Here is a 16015-nt window from a genome sequence, read left to right as displayed (position 1 = left end):
CTGCGAACTGAGGAGGTGAGACCGATCAACGCTTTGACAGGTCGGGCCTCCCTCCCTCGCATGGCCTAGGGAGCGCCCGCAGAGGCATCCCGAAAGGCATGAACCGCTATGCGCTTCATATCTGAGACGTCGTCCGACGGCGTCCGCGAACAGCTCTTCACCCTCGGCGACATTCCTGGCGTGTTGTGGACGCCAGAAGGTGCCGTCGCCACTCGTCCGCTCGTCTTGATGGGACACGGTGGCGGGCAGCACAAGAAGGCCCCTGACATCCTGGCTCGTGTACGCAGCTTCGTGACCGAATGCGGTTTCGCGGTCGTGGCGGTCGACGTTCCCGCCCATGGCGACCGGCCGAAGGTTGAGGAGTACGACCGGATCGCGACTGAGAACCAGGCTCGCGTGGAAGCCGGTGGAGAGCTGGCCCCGCTGATCGCCGGCTTCCAGGCGCTCGTGGCCCGCCAGACCGTGCCGGAATGGCGGGCGGTCCTGGACGCGGTTCAGCAACTCGAGCACGTAGGCGCCGGCCCGGTGGGTTACTGGGGGGTTTCGCTGGGATGCGGACTCGGTGTTCCGTTCGTCGCTGCCGAACCGCGGGTCCGCGCGGCGGTACTGGGCTTGGGTGGGGTGCTGGCGTCGGCCGAGGCCGCCGCGCGGATCACCGTCCCAGTGGAGTTCCTGGTGCAGTGGGACGATGAGCGAGTGCCGCGGGTTCAGAGCTTGGCGTTGTTCGACGCCTTGGCCTCGGCCGAGAAAACGTTGCACGCCAACCCCGGCAAGCACGGGGAGATCCCGGCATTCGAGCTGGAGAGCACGCTGAGGTTCTTCGCCCGGCACCTCGGCTGATACCGCCGCCTGCGGTCCGCGACGCGCCGATCGGGAACCGGATCCCGATCGGCGCGTTCACTGAAACTGGTCGGCGTGCCGACAGAGTTCAGGTTCGACACATCGACGATGACGAGGGACAGCGCCTGCTGCGGATCATCCGCAGAGGCACCGGGTCAGTGGTGACATGGCGGCGACGGCCGTTGCTGACCGGCAGAAACGGCCGAAGCCGTTCCCATTCCATGTCCGTCAAATCGCCCCGCCCCATGCCCACACCAACGATTCGGGCACGATGCAGTCACATGATCGCCCGGACAAGTCCTAGTTCAGAGAAGAGCAGCAATCCGTCCAGCGGCCCGCCCACCAGTTCGGCGTAGCACCGTCCCGGCTTCGCACCTGGGTGGTTGTGGTCGGCTCCGTAGATCCGGCCGCGCATCAGCTGTGGGCGCCCAGCCGGCGGTCAGGCCAGCAGGCGTCGTTCCTTGGCGGCGGCCACCGCGCCGGCGCGGGTTTCCACGCCCAGCTTGTTGTAGATACGCCCGAGGTGGGTTTTGACCGTGGCCTCGCTGATGAAGAGGGCTCGGGCGATCTCTCGGTTGCCCAGGCCGTTGACGAGTTGTTCGAGGATCTCCTGTTCGCGCGTGGAGAGGGTGGGGCGCGGGCTGCGCAGACGGGTCAGGAGGCGGTCGGCCACGGGGACCGACAAGGCGGTGCGGCCCGCTGCCGCGTTGCGGATCGCTGTGAACAGTTCGTCTGGTTGTTCGGCCTTGAGGAGGTAGCCGGTCGCGCCGGCTTCGATGGCGCGGGTGATGTCGGCGTCGGTGTCGAACATGGTGAGCACCAGGACCCGGGGGACGGCCGCACCGGCTTGGGTCAGGTGCCGGGTGGCCGTCACGCCGTCCATGCCGCCGTCGAGCTGGAGGTCCATGAGGACGACGTCAGGGCTCAGGCGGGCGGTCATGGCGAGCGCCTCCTCGCCGGTCGCCGCCTCGCCGACCACTGCGATGCCGTCGGCGCTGGCCAGGAGGGCGCGCAGGCCGGCGCGTACGACGGCGTGGTCGTCGCACAGCAGCAGCCGGACGGAGGGTGCGGACTCCGGCGTGGTCACAGGGCGGGCTCCTCGGACGGGGCGGGGACGGACGGGGGTGTGGAGGTCAAGGGTGCCAGGGGGACGGCCACCGACACGACGGTGCCCTCGCCAGGGGCGGACTCCACGGTGAGGGTGCCGCCCGACTGCCGGGCCCGGATCCGCATGGCCGGCAGCCCGTGCCCCCGTTCCCGGTCCGGTTCCGGGGCCGGTCGGCCAGTCGGGGTGGAGGTACTGCGGGGGCGGTCCACGTCGAAGCCGCGGCCGTTGTCCGCGATGTCGAGTGAGACCTGGTCGTCCAGGAAGGTCAGGGTCAGCGCGGTCCGGGTCGCCGCCGCGTGTTCGCGTATGTTGGCCAGCGCTCCCTGGGCGATGCGCAGGAGCGCCCCCTCGACCCGTTCCGGCAGTCGGCCCGGGTCGCCGTCGAGCCGGAGCTCCACGGTCAGGCCCGGGCGGCTCTCCCGCTGGGCGAGTGCGGCGAGCGCACCGGGCAGCGTGTGTTCGGCGAGGTCGGCCGGTGCCAGGCCGTGGACGAAGCGGCGTGCCTCCGCGAGGTTGCAGGAGGTGATCCCGGTCGCCTCGCGAAGGTGAGCGCGGGCCGCGTCCGGGTCCGTCCGCCAGACACGTTCGGCGGCCTGAAGCAGCATCTGCTGGCTGGACAGGCCCTGCGCGAGGGTGTCGTGGATCTCCGCGGCCAGGCGCTGGCGTTCCGCGAGGACTCCGGCCCGCCGTTCGGTTGCCGCGAGCTCGTGCCGGGTGCGCACCAGATCGCCGATCAGGACGCGTTGCCGGGCTCCTTGGCGCTGCAGATGGACCAGTACGGCGGTGGCGACGGCGGCGACGGCCGGTGGGGCGACGATCATGTTCGGATTGAGCGGGCCGTCCGCCACCCGTACTTCGGCAGCGACGACCAGCGCGGTGAGGAGGGCCGCGAGCGGCACGGCCAGTCGCTGGGGCAGCGCGTGCAGGCCGGCGAACAGCAGCGGCATCGCGCACCAGGTGGCGCTCGGCGCGAGGACCAGGAGGACGATCCAGACCGCGGACACCGTGGCGAGCCAGACCAGATGGCGAGTGGTGGGTGCCGAGCCGGGGCGGGGCGCCGGGGCCAGAAGGCGTCCGAGGACGTAGAGCAGGCAGAAGAGCGCGAACATCGCCATCACCCATCCGGACCATGATGCGCCCCGGTCGTGGGTGAGATACCGGGCGACCGAGGAGCCGAGCAGCAGGGAGAACGCAATGTGCACGGTCGCGGTTAGCCAGCGCTCGTCCGGGTCGGTGTGGTTCATCCTCCGTGTCTAACACGGTGCCGACGGGACCGATTCAACCAATCGGCTGACATACGGGCCACCCGATCCTCTTGCGGACCGGATCCTGTTGGCCGAACGGGACACCCCGCTTCCCCGCGGAGGCTTGTGGCACGGCTCGCAGCCTCGGAAACCAGGAAGCAGGGGAGCACCACATGCCCGGCAAGAACCTCACCGTCAATCGCGCCGCTCTCGGCCACCGCATCGGCTATGCCCTGCGCCACCCCGACCGGGTGCCCCGTCACCTGGTGCGCGCCACCCGCGACATGTGGCTGCGCCACCGTCACAGCGACCACATCTCCTACTACCGGGCCGTGATGCGTTCCGACACCCGGGCCGACGCGGACGCGGCGGTCGGCAGCCGTAGCCGGGAGCGGTGGCTCGCACTCGGGGCGATGCAGTTCGACTATCTGATCAGCCACGGCCTGCGGCCCGAGCACCGCATGCTGGAGATCGGGTGCGGGAACCTGCGGGGAGGCTGGCGGTTCATCCGGCATCTGGACGCCGGGCACTACCACGGCATCGACATCTCGCCCGACATCCTCGTCGCCGCGCAGGACACCATCGTGGAGATGGGGCTCCAGCAGCGGCTCCCCACGCTGGCCCCGGTGCGCGATCTGACCCTGCGGTTCCTGCCCGACGCCCATTTCGACGTGGTGCACGCGCACAGCGTCTTCTCGCACTCGCCGCTGCCGGTCATCGAGGAGTGCCTGGCCCATGTCGGCCGGGTGCTCGCACCGGGCGGCTGGTTCGACTTCACCTTCGACCGCACCGAGGGCGAGGAGCACCACGTGCTACGTGAGGACTTCTACTACCGCACCGAGACCCTCATCGCCCTGGCCGAGCGGCACGGCCTGCGCGCCCGCTTCATGGACGACTGGGAGAAACTGCCACACGGCCAGTCCAAGATCCGTATCACCCACGGGGACGCAAGTTAGGGCCGGAAGGGCTTCTGCCGACGCCGGACCGTCCCTGCGCCGTCACGATGTCCGCGTACTCAGGGCTTGGACGGGGTACTGGTCTTCGACCCGAAGCTGAAGTCCTCGCGCCTGCACTGGCTGGTCACCGGACCGGTGCAGGCGTCACCGGGCATCGTGGGCGGCGAGGTCGAGAAGGCCCAGCCGGCGCGGTCGCGGCAGACGACCCTCACCTCGGGGTGTTCGCGCAGCCAGACGGCGAAGGTGTGCGCGGTTCGGTCCCGGCCGCCGGGGATGTCAACGGTGACGGATACGCCGATCTCGTGGTGGGAGACCCGGACGAGCCGGACAGGGCCGGAGTGGACGGTGCGCTCGGCGGCCGGGTGCTGCTCTGGTACGGCTCGGCGCACGGCATCGCGCGGGAGGCGAAACCGGTGCAGCTGACCCAGAACACCCCTGGTGTTCCTGGTGCGAGCGAGAAGGAGGACAGATTCGGCGGTGCCCTCACGGTGGCCGACCTGAACCGTGACGGGCTGGCGGACCTCGTGGTCGGCTCTCCGATGGAGGACACGGACCGCAGGAACGCCGGTCAGGTGACGGTCATCCCCGGCCGCCGCACCGGGGCCCTGGGCGGCGGTGCCTACGCCTTCACTGAGGACACCGCCCACATCCCCGGAGTCGGCGAGAGCGAGGACGCATTCGGCACCACCGTCGCCGTCGGCGACATCAACAAGGACGGCAAACCGGAACTCTTCATCAGCGCCGCGGAGAAGAACAGCTCCACCGGCGCCGTCTGGGTCCTCCCGGGCGGCACCGACGGCCCCACCGCCAAGGACAGCCGCATGATCACCGCCCCGTCCGTCGGCTTCCCGCAGAAGGACAACACCCTCCTGGGGGGCAACGGACTCCTCGGAGTCATCTGAACGGCACGCGTTCACACGCGGTGCCGGCCACCCGCCCCTTGCGTACCGGTCCGCACCGCGTGCCCTTGCGGTGCTGTGCCGGAAGGCCGCGGCCGCGGACAGGCTGCGCCGGCCACCGCGGCGAGCACCGCCACTGACCCCTCGGCCGACGCCCGGCGGCGACCGGTGAATGAGCGTGCGCTGGTGCGGCGCCCGAGGGCCTCCGGACGCCGCACCACGAGATGTTGCAGGATGGCCGCCCCTCACATGACCAGGGAACGGCAGGCAATGTCGGGGTTCGGTCTACTTGAACCAGTAGCGGACGCCGTGGTGGTGGGAGCAGGTGCCCTGCGAGTGCCGTGAGTACGACAGGGAAGCGTCCTTGCACTTCGCGGTCTCGTACTTGTCCGCGGGCCCCTTGTGGTGCGTCCACCCGCATACCCCGGTGGTGTGGTGGATGCAGTGGTGAGCGGTGTTGGTCGACGGCAGTGTCGCCGCGGAAGCGGCCGGCGCGCTGAAGAAGACACCAGCGACGGCGACGGCAACGGCTGAGGCAGCAAGACGAGCGCGCAAAGGCTCCCCCTGTGAGGCTGAGCAAGTGCAGCGGAATCCTGAAGCGGTTCCCACCGCCAACCGGCCAGACTGTGCACCCTTTTACCCTGCTTTCGGTGGTCCACTGCACCAGCCCCGGCCCTCATCGACATGCACCCTCCCCCGTCTTGCAGCTGCACGCACCAGACCCCGCTCGGGTCGGCCACGAGGTGCCACATCTCGCAGCCAGGCTGATTCAAACGATGGCCAGTGCTGCGCCGCGGAAGTTCCGCCGATGAGTTTCCGGCGGTTGTGCGGTCTACCCGTCGACGAAGGGAGCGCACCATGCGCGAGATCATCGTTTGCACGTTCCTGACGCTGGACGGCGTCATGCAGGCGCCGGGGGGTCCGGACGAGGACGCTGAGAGTGGCTTCGAGCACGGCGGCTGGCAGAAGCCGGTGTCGGACGACGAGGTCGGCACGGTCATCGCCGGTTGGTACGAGCACTGCGACGCGATGCTGCTCGGCCGCAAGACGTACGAGATCTTCGCGTCGTACTGGCCGACCGCCGATCCCGACAACCCGTTCACCGATCGGATGAACAGCATGCACAAGTACGTGGCGTCTCGGACCCTGACCTCCGTCGAGTGGCAGAACTCCACGCTGCTGGAGGGCGACATCGTCGATGCCGTACGCAAGCTGAAAGCGTCCGAAGGCGGCAACATCAACGTCGTCGGCAGCGGCGACCTCGCCCAGACCCTCATGCAGCACGGCCTCGTCGACGAGTACCGGCTGACCATCCACCCGATGATCATCGGCACCGGCAAGCGGCTGTTCGCCGACGGAGCGATCCCCACTGCGCTGGAGCCGGTCAGCGTCTCGACGACGAAGGGCGGCACCATCGTCGGCGTCTACCGGCCGAACGGTAAGCCCAGCTACGACAGCTACTAAGCAGTTTCGTTTGGATCACCGAGCGGACCACAGAAAGATGCCGGCGACGTGGAGTCCGGCCAGGTAGATGGTCGCGGCGGGCGTGCCTGTACGCCCAGCTTGATGCGCCCAACGAGCCGTCGTTCGACGACTACGAGCCCGGTTCGCACGCCCCGGAAAGCGACTGACCCGCACCTGAGCGGTGTGTTGTGCGGGACCGGGCTCCGCGCTGCCCGGCCGCTGGGACGTCCGGGGGCGTCTGGAAGGGACGGCGGGGCGGTGCCCGGGCCGGACCAATCCGGTCCGTCGCGCGGCAAGCCCATTCTGGGTTCGGCTCGTGGCTGTTTTCCGGTCAGTGAAGCTCGGGACCGCTGCCGGTCAGCGGTCTCCCCACGGTCTCCTTGAGGTGTGATGTGGGTCGAGGTCGGCACCGTGCTCGGTGAGCAGTAGGGCGATGTCGTCGGCCCGGTAGGGGGAGCCGCGGGCATTGTGCAGGATCCGGTCGGCGAGTTCGTCCAGTGAGCCCGCACGAGTGTGTGCCAGTGATGCTCGCAGGCGGTCGATCCCCACGTCGATGTCGATGCCGGGTTCCTCCACCAGCCCGTCGGTGTAGAGGGCGAGAACGGATCCCGGTGGGAGGGCGATGCGGGTTTGGGCATAGGCGCTCGCATGATCCACGCCCAGGACCGGGCCGACATCCAGGTCAAGGACGTCGGTCGTGCCGTCGGGGCGGCGGAGCAGAGGAGGAGGGTGGCCAGCGGTGACGGCGCAGGCGTGCCGGCCGTGGGGCTCGAGGTGGATGTAGCAGCAGCTGGCCAGTAGGTTGGAGTCGAGGTCGATCAGGGTTCGGTTGACGCCGGCCATCATGTCGCCGGGCGTATCGCCCGCAGCTGCGAAAGCCCGTACCGCACTACGCAACTGGGCCATGGTGGCCGCGGCAGCGATGCTGTGCCCCTCCACGTCGCCCATGACGAGACGGGCCCCGCTGTGGCTGGGGATGACGTCGTACCAGTCGCCACCGATGTCCATACCGCTGGTGGCGGGCAGATAGCGTGCGACGGTGCGGATACCCGGGACGGTTGGCAGCCGGTGCGGCAGGAGCGCCTGCTGCAGGCCGTGCGCGACAGCGAACTCCGAGTCGTAGAGCCGTGCTCGCTCCAGGGCCTGAGCGATCAGCCCGGCGAGTGCAGTGAGGACGCCACGGTCCTTCTCGGTGAAGTGATGGATCTCGTCGAAGCCGAGGACGCAGGTGCCCACCGGGCGGCCGGAGGCGAACAGCGGTAGATATGCCCAGGAGCTCACCTCGCCCATGGGGATTCCCGGGTAGCCCCGGGCGAGGTCCTGCTGCGACTCGATGAAGAGCGGAGCTCCGGACGTCAGGGTCTCCGTTCCCGGCAGCCGGGCGTGCAGCGGAACGCCCTCCAGCCAGTCGAGGAATTTCTCGTGCCGGCCGGTGTGATGGAGTAGGTGCATCGTTCCGCTGTGGACCTCATAGATCGCCATCTGCTGGCCCCCGAAGGCCGGCAGGAGCTGGTCGGAGACGACGTCGCACACGTGGCGCGTGGTGACTGCCTCGGTCAGCGCGCTGCTCAGCTGCAGGACGTGGTACATGGCGCCCAGACGGGCCGGTGCGGCGGCGGGTACTGCAGTGACCGGGGGGGCGGGCACCGCAGCGGCCACTGGGGCACAGGTGGCGGGCACCACCCAGCCGGTCACCCCGTCCGCGCGCGGGTGGAGGGAGAAGGCGAGCCACTGGTCGGGCGAGCGGCTGGCCAGGAAGGACGACGGCGTCTGCGAGATCATCGCGGACCGGTACCGGTATTCGACGCCGGGGTCGGACAGCCACGGCAGCACGTCCCAGAGGAACCGGCCCAGTACCTCGTCGGCGGAAACGTCCAGCAGCCGCAGGGCGCTGTGGTTGGCGTATGTGACCCGTCCGTCCGGGGCGAGGGAGAACAGCCCGTCGGGCAGCCGTTCGACCGCTGCGACGGCCACAGTGCCGGCCCGGGCATCCACGACCGCGCCGACCAGTCGCGTGCCGGGGCGCGGGTCGTCGGCTTCTGGTGCGCGGCCCCACAGCTCGACCGCGCGATAGCCTCCGCGGCCGTCGCTGTGATCTCGAACGCGCATCCGGTGCGCGATGATCCGGCCCTCGTCCGCCGCGTCCCGGGCGCAGGCCCGAAAAGCTGCTCGGTCACCGGGGTGCAGGCACGAAGCAAGCGTTTCGACTCGTCCGTCGAAAGCATCGGGGTCGAGACCGAAGATCGCGCACAGCGCGTCGTCCATGCTGAAGGTGCCGGAGCCGACGTCCCAGTCGAACAACCCGACCCGCACGGCTGCTGCCGACGGAGCCGGGGTCTCTACCGGAACCGTCCTCGGGCCACACTCCACGGGATCGCCGGTACGCTCACGCATTGCGGCCAGACAGTTACCCAGCCGACTGGCGACACTCCGCAGGTGGCGGCGCTGGGCCTTGGACAGCCCTTCGCTGCCCGGTGATGCCGGCCACACGATCGCCAGCGAACCGAAGCGCTCCCCACCCGCCTCCATCGGCACCGAGCAGGAGCCGAAGGCATACGGCAGGGCCACCGCGAGTTGGGGATACCGCCGCATCGTCTCATCCGCGTTCGCCAGGTGGACCGTGCGCCCGGACTTGTATGCCACGGCGACCGGGATAGGACTGCTCACCGAAATGAGGCGCCAGCTGCCCAGCAGGGAAGGTGGCACCCCACACGTCGCAGCGAGCACGATCGACCGACGGTCGCGGGAGCGGAGGAAGATGCTCCCCGCGTAGGCGTTCGTTCCTTGGACGGCTTCTACTACGGCCGCGGCGAGCAGGTCCTCGCGCTCGGCCGCCTGGCCGACGGTCGTCCCGCGCATGCATCCAGTGTGCGCAGGTCAGGTCTCCGGCGGCCAAGGTTGGACCATGCCTGTTTCGGCCCTCGGCGGTCAGTGCCCGCGCGTCCCGTCCTGCGCGCAGGGGCGACAGACCAGCTGGCGTCGGCACATCGAACGAGGTGCGCCGGGTGCGATTCCCACATCGTTGGCGGCCCATGCTGGTCGCGCAGCCGCCGTCGCGGAGCTATCCGAAGCGTCTGTGAACGATCCGGCGGCGGCTGCCAGCGGCCAGTTATTTCCCCACTGGCGGCCACTTCAAGGACGCCGGAGCCGCACCGGTGACCCGAGCATCCGGCAAGAGCGTTTCTGTCAAGGCTCACCGGATCAAGAACCAGCGCTTCCCTCACCGCCTCAAGGGGCGCCATAGCCCACTACGACCGCAGATGCACCAACGGCGACCGACACATCTCAGCCCTGCGCAATCTCTTCAATCGCCAATGCCACGAAGTTAGAGGCGGGTGCAGTTCGTCAAGGGGTTCTCTTGATGAGGTGGCTAGGGCTGGTCGGTAGCCAGTCGGTGGCGAGCGTGTAGGTAGCGTTTGCGATCTTGTCGAGGAGCCCTTCGCGGGTCCAGCGACCGAGCTGCACGTAGAAGCTGTCGTAGCTGGTGATGCCGAGTTCGTTCGCCAGGTCGCGGGCGTGCCAGATCCGATCAGGGGTCGTTCGCATGATCTGCAAGACCTTGTTGCGTTGCCCGCCGTGTCCGGCGGCTGCGGTCGACGGGGGCTGGGCTCGAAGCGCTAGTGCAAGACGGGTGACGTTCTGGCTGTTCAGAGGGTGTCCGCTGGTCAGGTGTGCCGGGTAACGGGAGGTGGGGCACTTAACCTTGCGGGCGCTGGTGCGAGCCCGTCTGGGCGGTAGGAGGCTCGCCCTGATTGCTGTCGCCATGCCCTTGGTGCTGGCTTGTTGCTGCTGCGGCAGGATGTGATCGGCTCGGATGACTTCGTCACGGGCGGCCTGAAGGGCGATGGTGAAGCTGGCTCGGTCCGGGTCGATGCCAGGCAGCGACTCGACGGCGTCGGCCATGGCCATCCGCAGCACTTGGTAGAGGGTGAGCAGGGCCCAGACCTCCTGTTCGAGGCCGCGTGGGTCCTGCGAGCGCAGAACCCGTCCGGTCAGCATCGTGTGCCGCAGCGCGTAGTAGGCGGTCTCGATCTCCCAACGCTCGTGGTAGACGCGGACGAGAGCATCGGCGGGGTCGTGGCGGTGGTCAGTGAGTGTCGTCGCGAGCAGGTACCGCCCGGTGACTGTCTTGCCTCCGTTGGTGGTGACGGTGATGTCCGCGTCGATGATGCGTACGTGCACGTGGCGAAAGCGGGTGAGGTATGTGCCGTCGGGCAGGACGGCCAGTACCGCAGGGCGCCTGCGGGCGGACAGTCTGACCAGGAACTGGGCGACGGTGTCGGCGACCTGTCCCAGGAACTCGTCGCCGTCGTAGGCGCGGTCGGCCAGGAGCAGCATCTGGGTGGTCAGCTTCGGCAGCAGCCGGGTTGCCTGGACGATCTCGCCGGCTTTGGACCGGCCGAAAACTGCGCCGAGTAGACCGCGGGTGCCGGTCTCGCAGAGCACGGTCAGTCGCAAGGAGGGGTAGCCGGACATGCCCCAGTGGTGCCGGACCTTGCCAAGCAGGGCCCGGATCCGAGGCAGATGAGGCGCTTTGAGGGAATTGCAGCCGTCGAAGGCCACAGTCCGCCAGTGCCGGTAGGACACGCCCGGTGTTGAAGGTCGTGCCAGCGGCACCGCGAGTACGTGGAAAAGCATCTCCAGCGGCTTCGGCCCCAGCCGTCTGCGCAGGTGGCGCAGGGCTGCCTCCGAAGGGGTGTGTAGGTCGAGGCCCGCAAGGCCGGCGACGAGCTTGTCCCACACGCGTTGGTAACCAAGTCCTGGAAACAGTCCCAACGCCAGTACGAAGTAGATCCCGACGCGGGACGGTAAGGCACGCACGCGCTGCTGCAGGGTTCCGGTCTGCTCGAGCACGTCGTCGACGAGCTCAAAGGGCAGGAACTGGGTCAACCCGCCGAGGTGTCCGGGAGCGAAAGCTCCCTCGGCAACAGTCGTGGTGCGTGTCAAGGTGCAGGTGGCAGACTGGCTCGACAACGGGATCCTCTGAACAGGAGAAGTCTTGGTCGGCTTTCCTCCTACCAGGGGATCCCTTCCCAAGCGCCCATCCCACGAAGGCTCTTGACGGCACGGGAACAGGGCTAACTGCGTGGCATTGTAGGTGGCCGAGGCCCGGTGGACTGCCAGGCCGGTGAGGTAGGCAACTGGCTGGCCGTGGGCAGCGAGCAGACCGACCAGCAGGGCAGCGCCGCCATGATTGAGGTCCACGGCCCACAGCACATCGTCCGACAAGGCCATCACGTCGCTGATCAGCGCCAGCAACTCAGTTTCGTCGTTCATGATCCGGGGGGACAGTAATCTCTCGCCCTGCGCGTTGATCACCACGGTGTGGTGATGCACCTTGCCGATGTCCACCCCGGCCCAGATCCTGGCCACGGTCCCCTCCCGACAACTCGTCGTACGTCGAACCCGCAGACGACCTCGCCGACGTTGTCCTACAGCAGCGATCGAGTCGCATCTCCCAATTGGCGGTCGAGTCGTCGCGGGGCCCGGGCGGCCAAGTCCCGTAAGCCATCCAGCGGCTCAACCTTTACAGCCATACCCGGAGCCCCCGGGCCCCGATCGTACGAGTGACCAGATCAGGCCCGCGTTTTGAAGGTAGGACAACCTCTAGTCCGCTCCCTTCTCGTCCCGGTGATGGTCACGCTCCTGGGCGACCGGGTCTGGTGGCCAAGCCGCCGCCGCAGCCATCAGTCGCAGGTGCCGCAGTAGCTCACGCAACGGCCCTGCCCACGCGCTCCAAGAAGCCGGCCCGACGAGCGGCGACCGACTCGAACAGGCGTTGGGCGGCCGTTCCTGGGGCTCCGGGCGCTGCCCGACCAGCATCACGACATCGACGGCGGTCTCGCGACTGGCACGACTCCTGGACCAGTCGGCGCTGGACGACGTCCTGCCCGCCGCGCGGGAACTCGGCAAGAGCGTGGTGGCGGTGGGCGTGTTCAACTCGGGGTTGCTCTCCCGAGACCGGCCCGTAGAAGGCATGAAGTACGACTACCGGGACGCCCCGCCAGCTCTGGTCGTCCGTGCTCGGGCGATCGCCGAGGTGTGCGCGGCACATGGGACCACCCTGCCGGCCGCCGCGATCGCCTTCCCGCACACGCACCCCAGTATCATCAACATCACCCTGGGCATGCGGAATCCGGAACAGGTCGTACGAAACGTGGAACTCCATGATCAGCACGTCCCCGACGGTCTCTGGGACGATCTCCGCGCTCAGGGGCTGATCAGGTCGGACGTGTTCACGGAGCACGGTCGGGGGAGGGGTGTGCGGTGTCTCTGACGGACAAGGCCATTGAGCAGATCCGTGAGCTGATCACAACCGGTGCCCTTCCTCCGGGCTCGAAGCTCCCCCCGGAGCCGGACCTGGCAGCACAGCTCGGCCTGTCCCGCAACCTCGCCCGCGAAGCGGTCAAGGCGCTGGCCGTCGCGCGGGTTCTGGAGGTCCGGCGGGGCGACGGCACGTATGTGACCAGCCTGCAGCCGAGCCTGCTGCTGGAGGGGCTCGGCGGCGCGGTGGAGCTGCTGCAGGGCGACTCGGTCGCCCTGCGGGACCTCATGGAGGTACGGCGGCTCCTCGAACCCATGGCCACGGCCCTTGCCGCCACGCGGATTTCTGATGAGCAGTTGGCCGAGGTGAAGCGGCACCTGGACGCCATGCGTGAGGCCCGCGACGACGTCGAACGGCTCAACGCCCACGACGCCGCCTTCCACCGTGCCGTCGTCTCGGCCACGGGCAACGAAACCCTCCTCACCCTCCTGGAAGGGATCTCCGGCCGCACCCTGCGCGCCCGTATCTGGCGCGGTCTGGTCGACGACAAGGCCGCGGGCCGCACCCTCGCCGAGCATGAGGCGATCTTCAACGCCCTGTCCACCCGTGACGCCACCCTCAGCCAGGCTGCGGCACTGCTGCACGTGAGCAACACCGAGCAGTGGCTGAGGGGACACCTGCGCTCAGGCGAACCCCTCCCCTTCGGGACGACAGCGGAGAAGTGACGGACGGGCGCCGCCTGCCCACGCCCTCGTTCGCCTGCGCTCACCTGTCCGTACGGTGACGTCCTTCGGTGTCGGACGCAGGGACGAGTGCGTCCGATCAGGTGCGGGAACTCGTCGTCGTGAAGCGGCTGGGCGGGCCCGATCCGCCTGGTGCCGGCCTCCGCGGGATCGAGCAGGATGCGCAAGGCCCGCTTCGTGGTCGGTCTCCACTCACGGGTCGACACAGCGCGGTTGGGGCGGTCGCCCCTCGCTGACCATTCGGGATGGCACGCTTCCGCAGCCGTCCATTCGGCGTGTTGAGCAGGTAGCAGGGCTCGTGCGCCGCCGCCATGGCGCCCAGCGCCCCTTGTGCGTAGTACGGGATCTCGGCGTACGAAGATCACCGTACGTCGTCGTCGTGCCGAGCGTGGGACGCCGTCAGGCACGCGAGTTCGTCGTGTGTACCCCCAAGCCCTGTGGCGGCTTGCGGTTAAGACGTTAATCACTCAATGTACCGGGCGACGGCGGCCGGCCCGCTGCACCGACGGACGCTCCTGGCCTCGGCGGCCGGCCGACCTCCGGTGGGAATGGCCACTGTGGTGCTGAACGGGCGGGTGTTCACCGGAACCCATGGCAGCGCACGAGCGCAGGCGGTGGCCATCAGCAGCGACGGACGAGTTCCGCTTCCACGACTGGCTGTCCCCGCCGTCGTCGGTCCACAGCCTCCACTGCTGGTTGGTACCGCCGCCCCAGCGCCACTGGATGACGGCGCCCCCGTCGACGGTCGAGGCGTCGCTGACATCCAGTATCTTGCCGCTCAGCCGGACGGTGCCGAGATCCGCGCTGAAGGGCCGGTCGTAGACCTTCGAGTTGCGGATTCACGCCCAGACACCCGGGGGCAGCCCGGTCACCGTCACCCGCACATACCGTGCCTGAGCGCGGAAGGCCGAGACCTGCACCTGACTGGTGCTGGTGGTGGCAGTCAGGTCGGCCAGGATGGTCCAGCCCGCGTTGTCGGTGGAACCCTCGATCCGGTAGCAGTTCGTGGCCGGGGATTCCCAGGCGATACGGGTTCCGGCGCGCACTGGGTGGAGATGTCGACCGTCGGACCGGACGCGGTACGCGAACTCGCCGACCGGCTCGGCGACCGCGGTGTTGGCCTTGGAGGTCTCCTCGCTGCCGGCCGTGGCCGTCCTGCCGACGGCGATGTCGGCCGGCTGCACGGAGCGGTCCAGCGTGACCCCGACGACGCTGTCCTCGGGGATGCGGGTGCGGTTGATGTGTGTGGAACGGTCCGCATCGGAGAACGTCCTGTGGACGCGATCGCCGAACCCGCCCGGCTCAGCGCGCCCGGCGGTTGACTCTCGCCTGCCGGCCGGTGCGTGCGGCGGCTGTGCTGGAGCGCAGCGAGACCGGGGGGGTCAACAGGATGTGCCGAGGCGGGGTGTCCGGCGCGGTGATGCGTTCCACCAGCAGGGAGACGGCTTTTTCGCCCATTTCCAGGGCAGGTACGTCCGCTGCCGTGAGCGGCGGGCGGAAGTCTTCGGCCCAGGTATTGGCCGCCACTCCGGTGATGGAGAAGTCGTACGGCACTTGGAGGCCGGTGTCCGCCAGCGCGCGCTGGATCCCGGGCAGGGCGGCCTCGTTGATGGTGGTGACAGCGGTGAGGTCCGGATGGCTGCGCAGGAGCGCCTCGACACATGCCTGACCTGAGCGGGCGTCGTCCCCGCAAGGCACTTCGGTGCCGTCGAGGCCGCGTTCCGCCACGGCGGCCTCGAAACCTGCTCTGGCCCTGCACGCAGGGCCGTAACCGGCCGAGACGAGTTCCGGGGAACGAGTGATCAGAGCCACTCGGCGGTGCCCCAGATCGGCGAGGTGTCGCACGCAGTGCTGGACCAAGCCGGCGTAATCGACGTCGATCCACGACATCTGCTGGTCGCCGGCCGTGCGTCCGATGCCGACGAAGGGCAGCCCGGCGTCCTGTAGGCGCCCCACACGAGGGTCCTCCAGGCGGATCTCCATCAGGATGACACCGTCCACGCGGCTCTCCGAGACCAACCGCTCGAAAGAGCGGTCGTGATCCCCGCCGGAAGGGGACAGCAGCACATCCAGGTCGACCCGGGCGGCGGCGTCGACCACGCTGGCCACGAAGTCCAGCTGCATGTGCGTGAGTCTGTTGCCGGCCGGCGGGATGGCGAGACCGATCGTCCGGGTCCGGCCCTCCTTCAGAGCTCGCGCGGTCGCGTTGGGGCGATACCCCAATTCGTCGATGACGTCTTGGATACGTCTCCGGGTCTCGCTCGCGACGGGTCGTTTGCCGCTGAGCGCGTAGGACACCGTGCTGCGTGACACGCCGGCGCGCCGAGCGATCTCCCCGATGTTCATTCAGCTCCCCAAGAACCCACCCGCGGTCGACATGATAGCTCGCGGGAATCGGTTCGCCGGCGGGCGCCGGATGTGACGGCTGGGAGGCGGCGGTGGCGCGCGGTGACACGCCGGGGCGGCGGCCGCATGCCGCCCCGGCGGGGGGTGCGG

13 protein-coding genes and 3 pseudogenes are annotated in these 16015 nt (G+C 68.9%); 7 read left to right on the top strand and 9 right to left on the bottom strand.

The genetic code is table 11. The annotated features are described in order from the left end of the window. Positions 1-108 precede the first annotated feature (108 nt). Positions 109-840 (top strand): alpha/beta hydrolase, encoded by a 732-nt coding sequence (locus tag ABZ915_RS44825; protein WP_361815970.1) that lies wholly within the window; start codon positions 109-111, stop codon positions 838-840. 439 nt (positions 841-1279) lie between these two features. Here ABZ915_RS44825 and ABZ915_RS44820 read toward each other — a convergent pair whose 3' ends face one another. Both ABZ915_RS44820 and ABZ915_RS44815 read right to left on the bottom strand, forming a co-directional pair. Then, entirely contained in the window at positions 1280-1927 is a 648-nt protein-coding gene (locus ABZ915_RS44820; protein ID WP_361815967.1) for a response regulator transcription factor, read from the bottom strand. Then, positions 1924-3192, bottom strand: a complete 1269-nt coding sequence (locus tag ABZ915_RS44815; protein WP_361815964.1) for a histidine kinase — start codon at positions 3190-3192, stop codon at positions 1924-1926. The genes ABZ915_RS44820 and ABZ915_RS44815 overlap by 4 nt, the downstream gene beginning before the upstream one ends. Before the next feature lie 173 nt (positions 3193-3365). Here ABZ915_RS44815 and ABZ915_RS44810 point away from each other — a divergent pair, with 173 nt between their 5' ends. Beyond that, on the top strand, positions 3366-4148 hold the full coding sequence (locus tag ABZ915_RS44810; protein WP_361815961.1) for a class I SAM-dependent methyltransferase: 783 nt from the start codon (positions 3366-3368) through the stop codon (positions 4146-4148). A gap of 218 nt (positions 4149-4366) precedes the next feature. After that, a complete protein-coding gene (locus tag ABZ915_RS44805; RefSeq protein ID WP_361815958.1) occupies positions 4367-5050 on the top strand; it encodes an FG-GAP repeat protein in 684 nt (227 codons plus the stop codon). A gap of 282 nt (positions 5051-5332) precedes the next feature. Here the strand turns inward: ABZ915_RS44805 and ABZ915_RS44800 are convergent, their stop codons facing one another. After that, positions 5333-5602 carry a DUF3761 domain-containing protein gene (locus ABZ915_RS44800; RefSeq protein ID WP_361815955.1) on the bottom strand — a complete coding sequence of 90 codons (270 nt, stop codon included), beginning with the start codon at positions 5600-5602 and terminating at the stop codon, positions 5333-5335. Positions 5603-5905: 303 nt separating this feature from the next. On the opposite strand from ABZ915_RS44800, the gene ABZ915_RS44795 reads away from it, so the two are divergent. Continuing rightward, a complete protein-coding gene (locus ABZ915_RS44795) occupies positions 5906-6511 on the top strand; it encodes a dihydrofolate reductase family protein (RefSeq protein ID WP_361815952.1) in 606 nt (201 codons plus the stop codon). A 357-nt stretch (positions 6512-6868) separates the two neighbouring features. Here the strand turns inward: ABZ915_RS44795 and ABZ915_RS44790 are convergent, their stop codons facing one another. Next, entirely contained in the window at positions 6869-9370 is a 2502-nt protein-coding gene (locus tag ABZ915_RS44790) for a SpoIIE family protein phosphatase (RefSeq protein WP_361815950.1), read from the bottom strand. Positions 9371-9651: 281 nt separating this feature from the next. Here ABZ915_RS44790 and ABZ915_RS44785 point away from each other — a divergent pair. Further along, positions 9652-9823, top strand: a pseudogene (locus ABZ915_RS44785) (IS110 family transposase); the annotation flags it as partial. 33 nt (positions 9824-9856) lie between these two features. On the opposite strand, the gene ABZ915_RS44780 reads toward ABZ915_RS44785, so the two are convergent. Further along, positions 9857-11458, bottom strand: coding sequence for an IS4 family transposase (locus ABZ915_RS44780; protein ID WP_361816045.1), 1602 nt, complete (start codon positions 11456-11458; stop codon positions 9857-9859). 147 nt (positions 11459-11605) lie between these two features. Further along, positions 11606-11884 (bottom strand): annotated as a pseudogene (locus ABZ915_RS44775) (transposase); the annotation flags it as partial. Between the two features lie 484 nt (positions 11885-12368). Here ABZ915_RS44775 and ABZ915_RS44770 point away from each other — a divergent pair. Both ABZ915_RS44770 and ABZ915_RS44765 read left to right on the top strand, forming a co-directional pair. Continuing rightward, positions 12369-12788, top strand: a pseudogene (locus ABZ915_RS44770) (aldo/keto reductase); the annotation flags it as partial. Continuing rightward, the gene (locus ABZ915_RS44765) at positions 12779-13501 is read left to right on the top strand and encodes a FadR/GntR family transcriptional regulator (protein ID WP_361815947.1); all 723 of its coding nucleotides are present in this window, start codon (positions 12779-12781) and stop codon (positions 13499-13501) included. The pseudogene ABZ915_RS44770 and the gene ABZ915_RS44765, both read left to right, overlap by 10 nt. A 485-nt stretch (positions 13502-13986) precedes the next feature. On the opposite strand, the gene ABZ915_RS44760 is transcribed toward ABZ915_RS44765, so the two are convergent. The 3 genes from ABZ915_RS44760 to ABZ915_RS44750 form a co-directional block, all read right to left on the bottom strand. Then, positions 13987-14289 carry an RICIN domain-containing protein gene (locus ABZ915_RS44760; protein WP_361816042.1) on the bottom strand — a complete coding sequence of 101 codons (303 nt, stop codon included), beginning with the start codon at positions 14287-14289 and terminating at the stop codon, positions 13987-13989. A gap of 69 nt (positions 14290-14358) precedes the next feature. Further along, positions 14359-14703, bottom strand: a complete 345-nt coding sequence (locus ABZ915_RS44755) for a hypothetical protein (protein ID WP_361815944.1) — start codon at positions 14701-14703, stop codon at positions 14359-14361. Positions 14704-14821: 118 nt separating this feature from the next. Then, positions 14822-15865 (bottom strand): LacI family DNA-binding transcriptional regulator, encoded by a 1044-nt coding sequence (locus ABZ915_RS44750; RefSeq protein ID WP_361815941.1) that lies wholly within the window; start codon positions 15863-15865, stop codon positions 14822-14824. Positions 15866-16015: the final 150 nt, after the last annotated feature.

The sequence above is a fragment of the Streptomyces sp. NPDC046915 genome (assembly GCF_040644935.1).
GTDB lineage: Bacteria > Actinomycetota > Actinomycetes > Streptomycetales > Streptomycetaceae > Streptomyces.
This window is presented reverse-complemented; position numbering and strand designations above follow the sequence as displayed.

Excerpts from the sequence above, each read along its gene's own strand:
- ABZ915_RS44810 (WP_361815961.1), top strand. The coding sequence starts at position 3,366 with ATGCCCGGCAAGAACCTCACCGTCAATCGCGCCGCTCTCGGCCACCGC.
- ABZ915_RS44790 (WP_361815950.1), bottom strand. The coding sequence starts at position 9,370 with ATGCGCGGGACGACCGTCGGCCAGGCGGCCGAGCGCGAGGACCTGCTC.
- ABZ915_RS44815 (WP_361815964.1), bottom strand. The coding sequence starts at position 3,192 with ATGAACCACACCGACCCGGACGAGCGCTGGCTAACCGCGACCGTGCAC.
- ABZ915_RS44750 (WP_361815941.1), bottom strand. The coding sequence starts at position 15,865 with ATGAACATCGGGGAGATCGCTCGGCGCGCCGGCGTGTCACGCAGCACG.
- ABZ915_RS44795 (WP_361815952.1), top strand. The coding sequence starts at position 5,906 with ATGCGCGAGATCATCGTTTGCACGTTCCTGACGCTGGACGGCGTCATG.
- ABZ915_RS44825 (WP_361815970.1), top strand. The coding sequence starts at position 109 with ATGCGCTTCATATCTGAGACGTCGTCCGACGGCGTCCGCGAACAGCTC.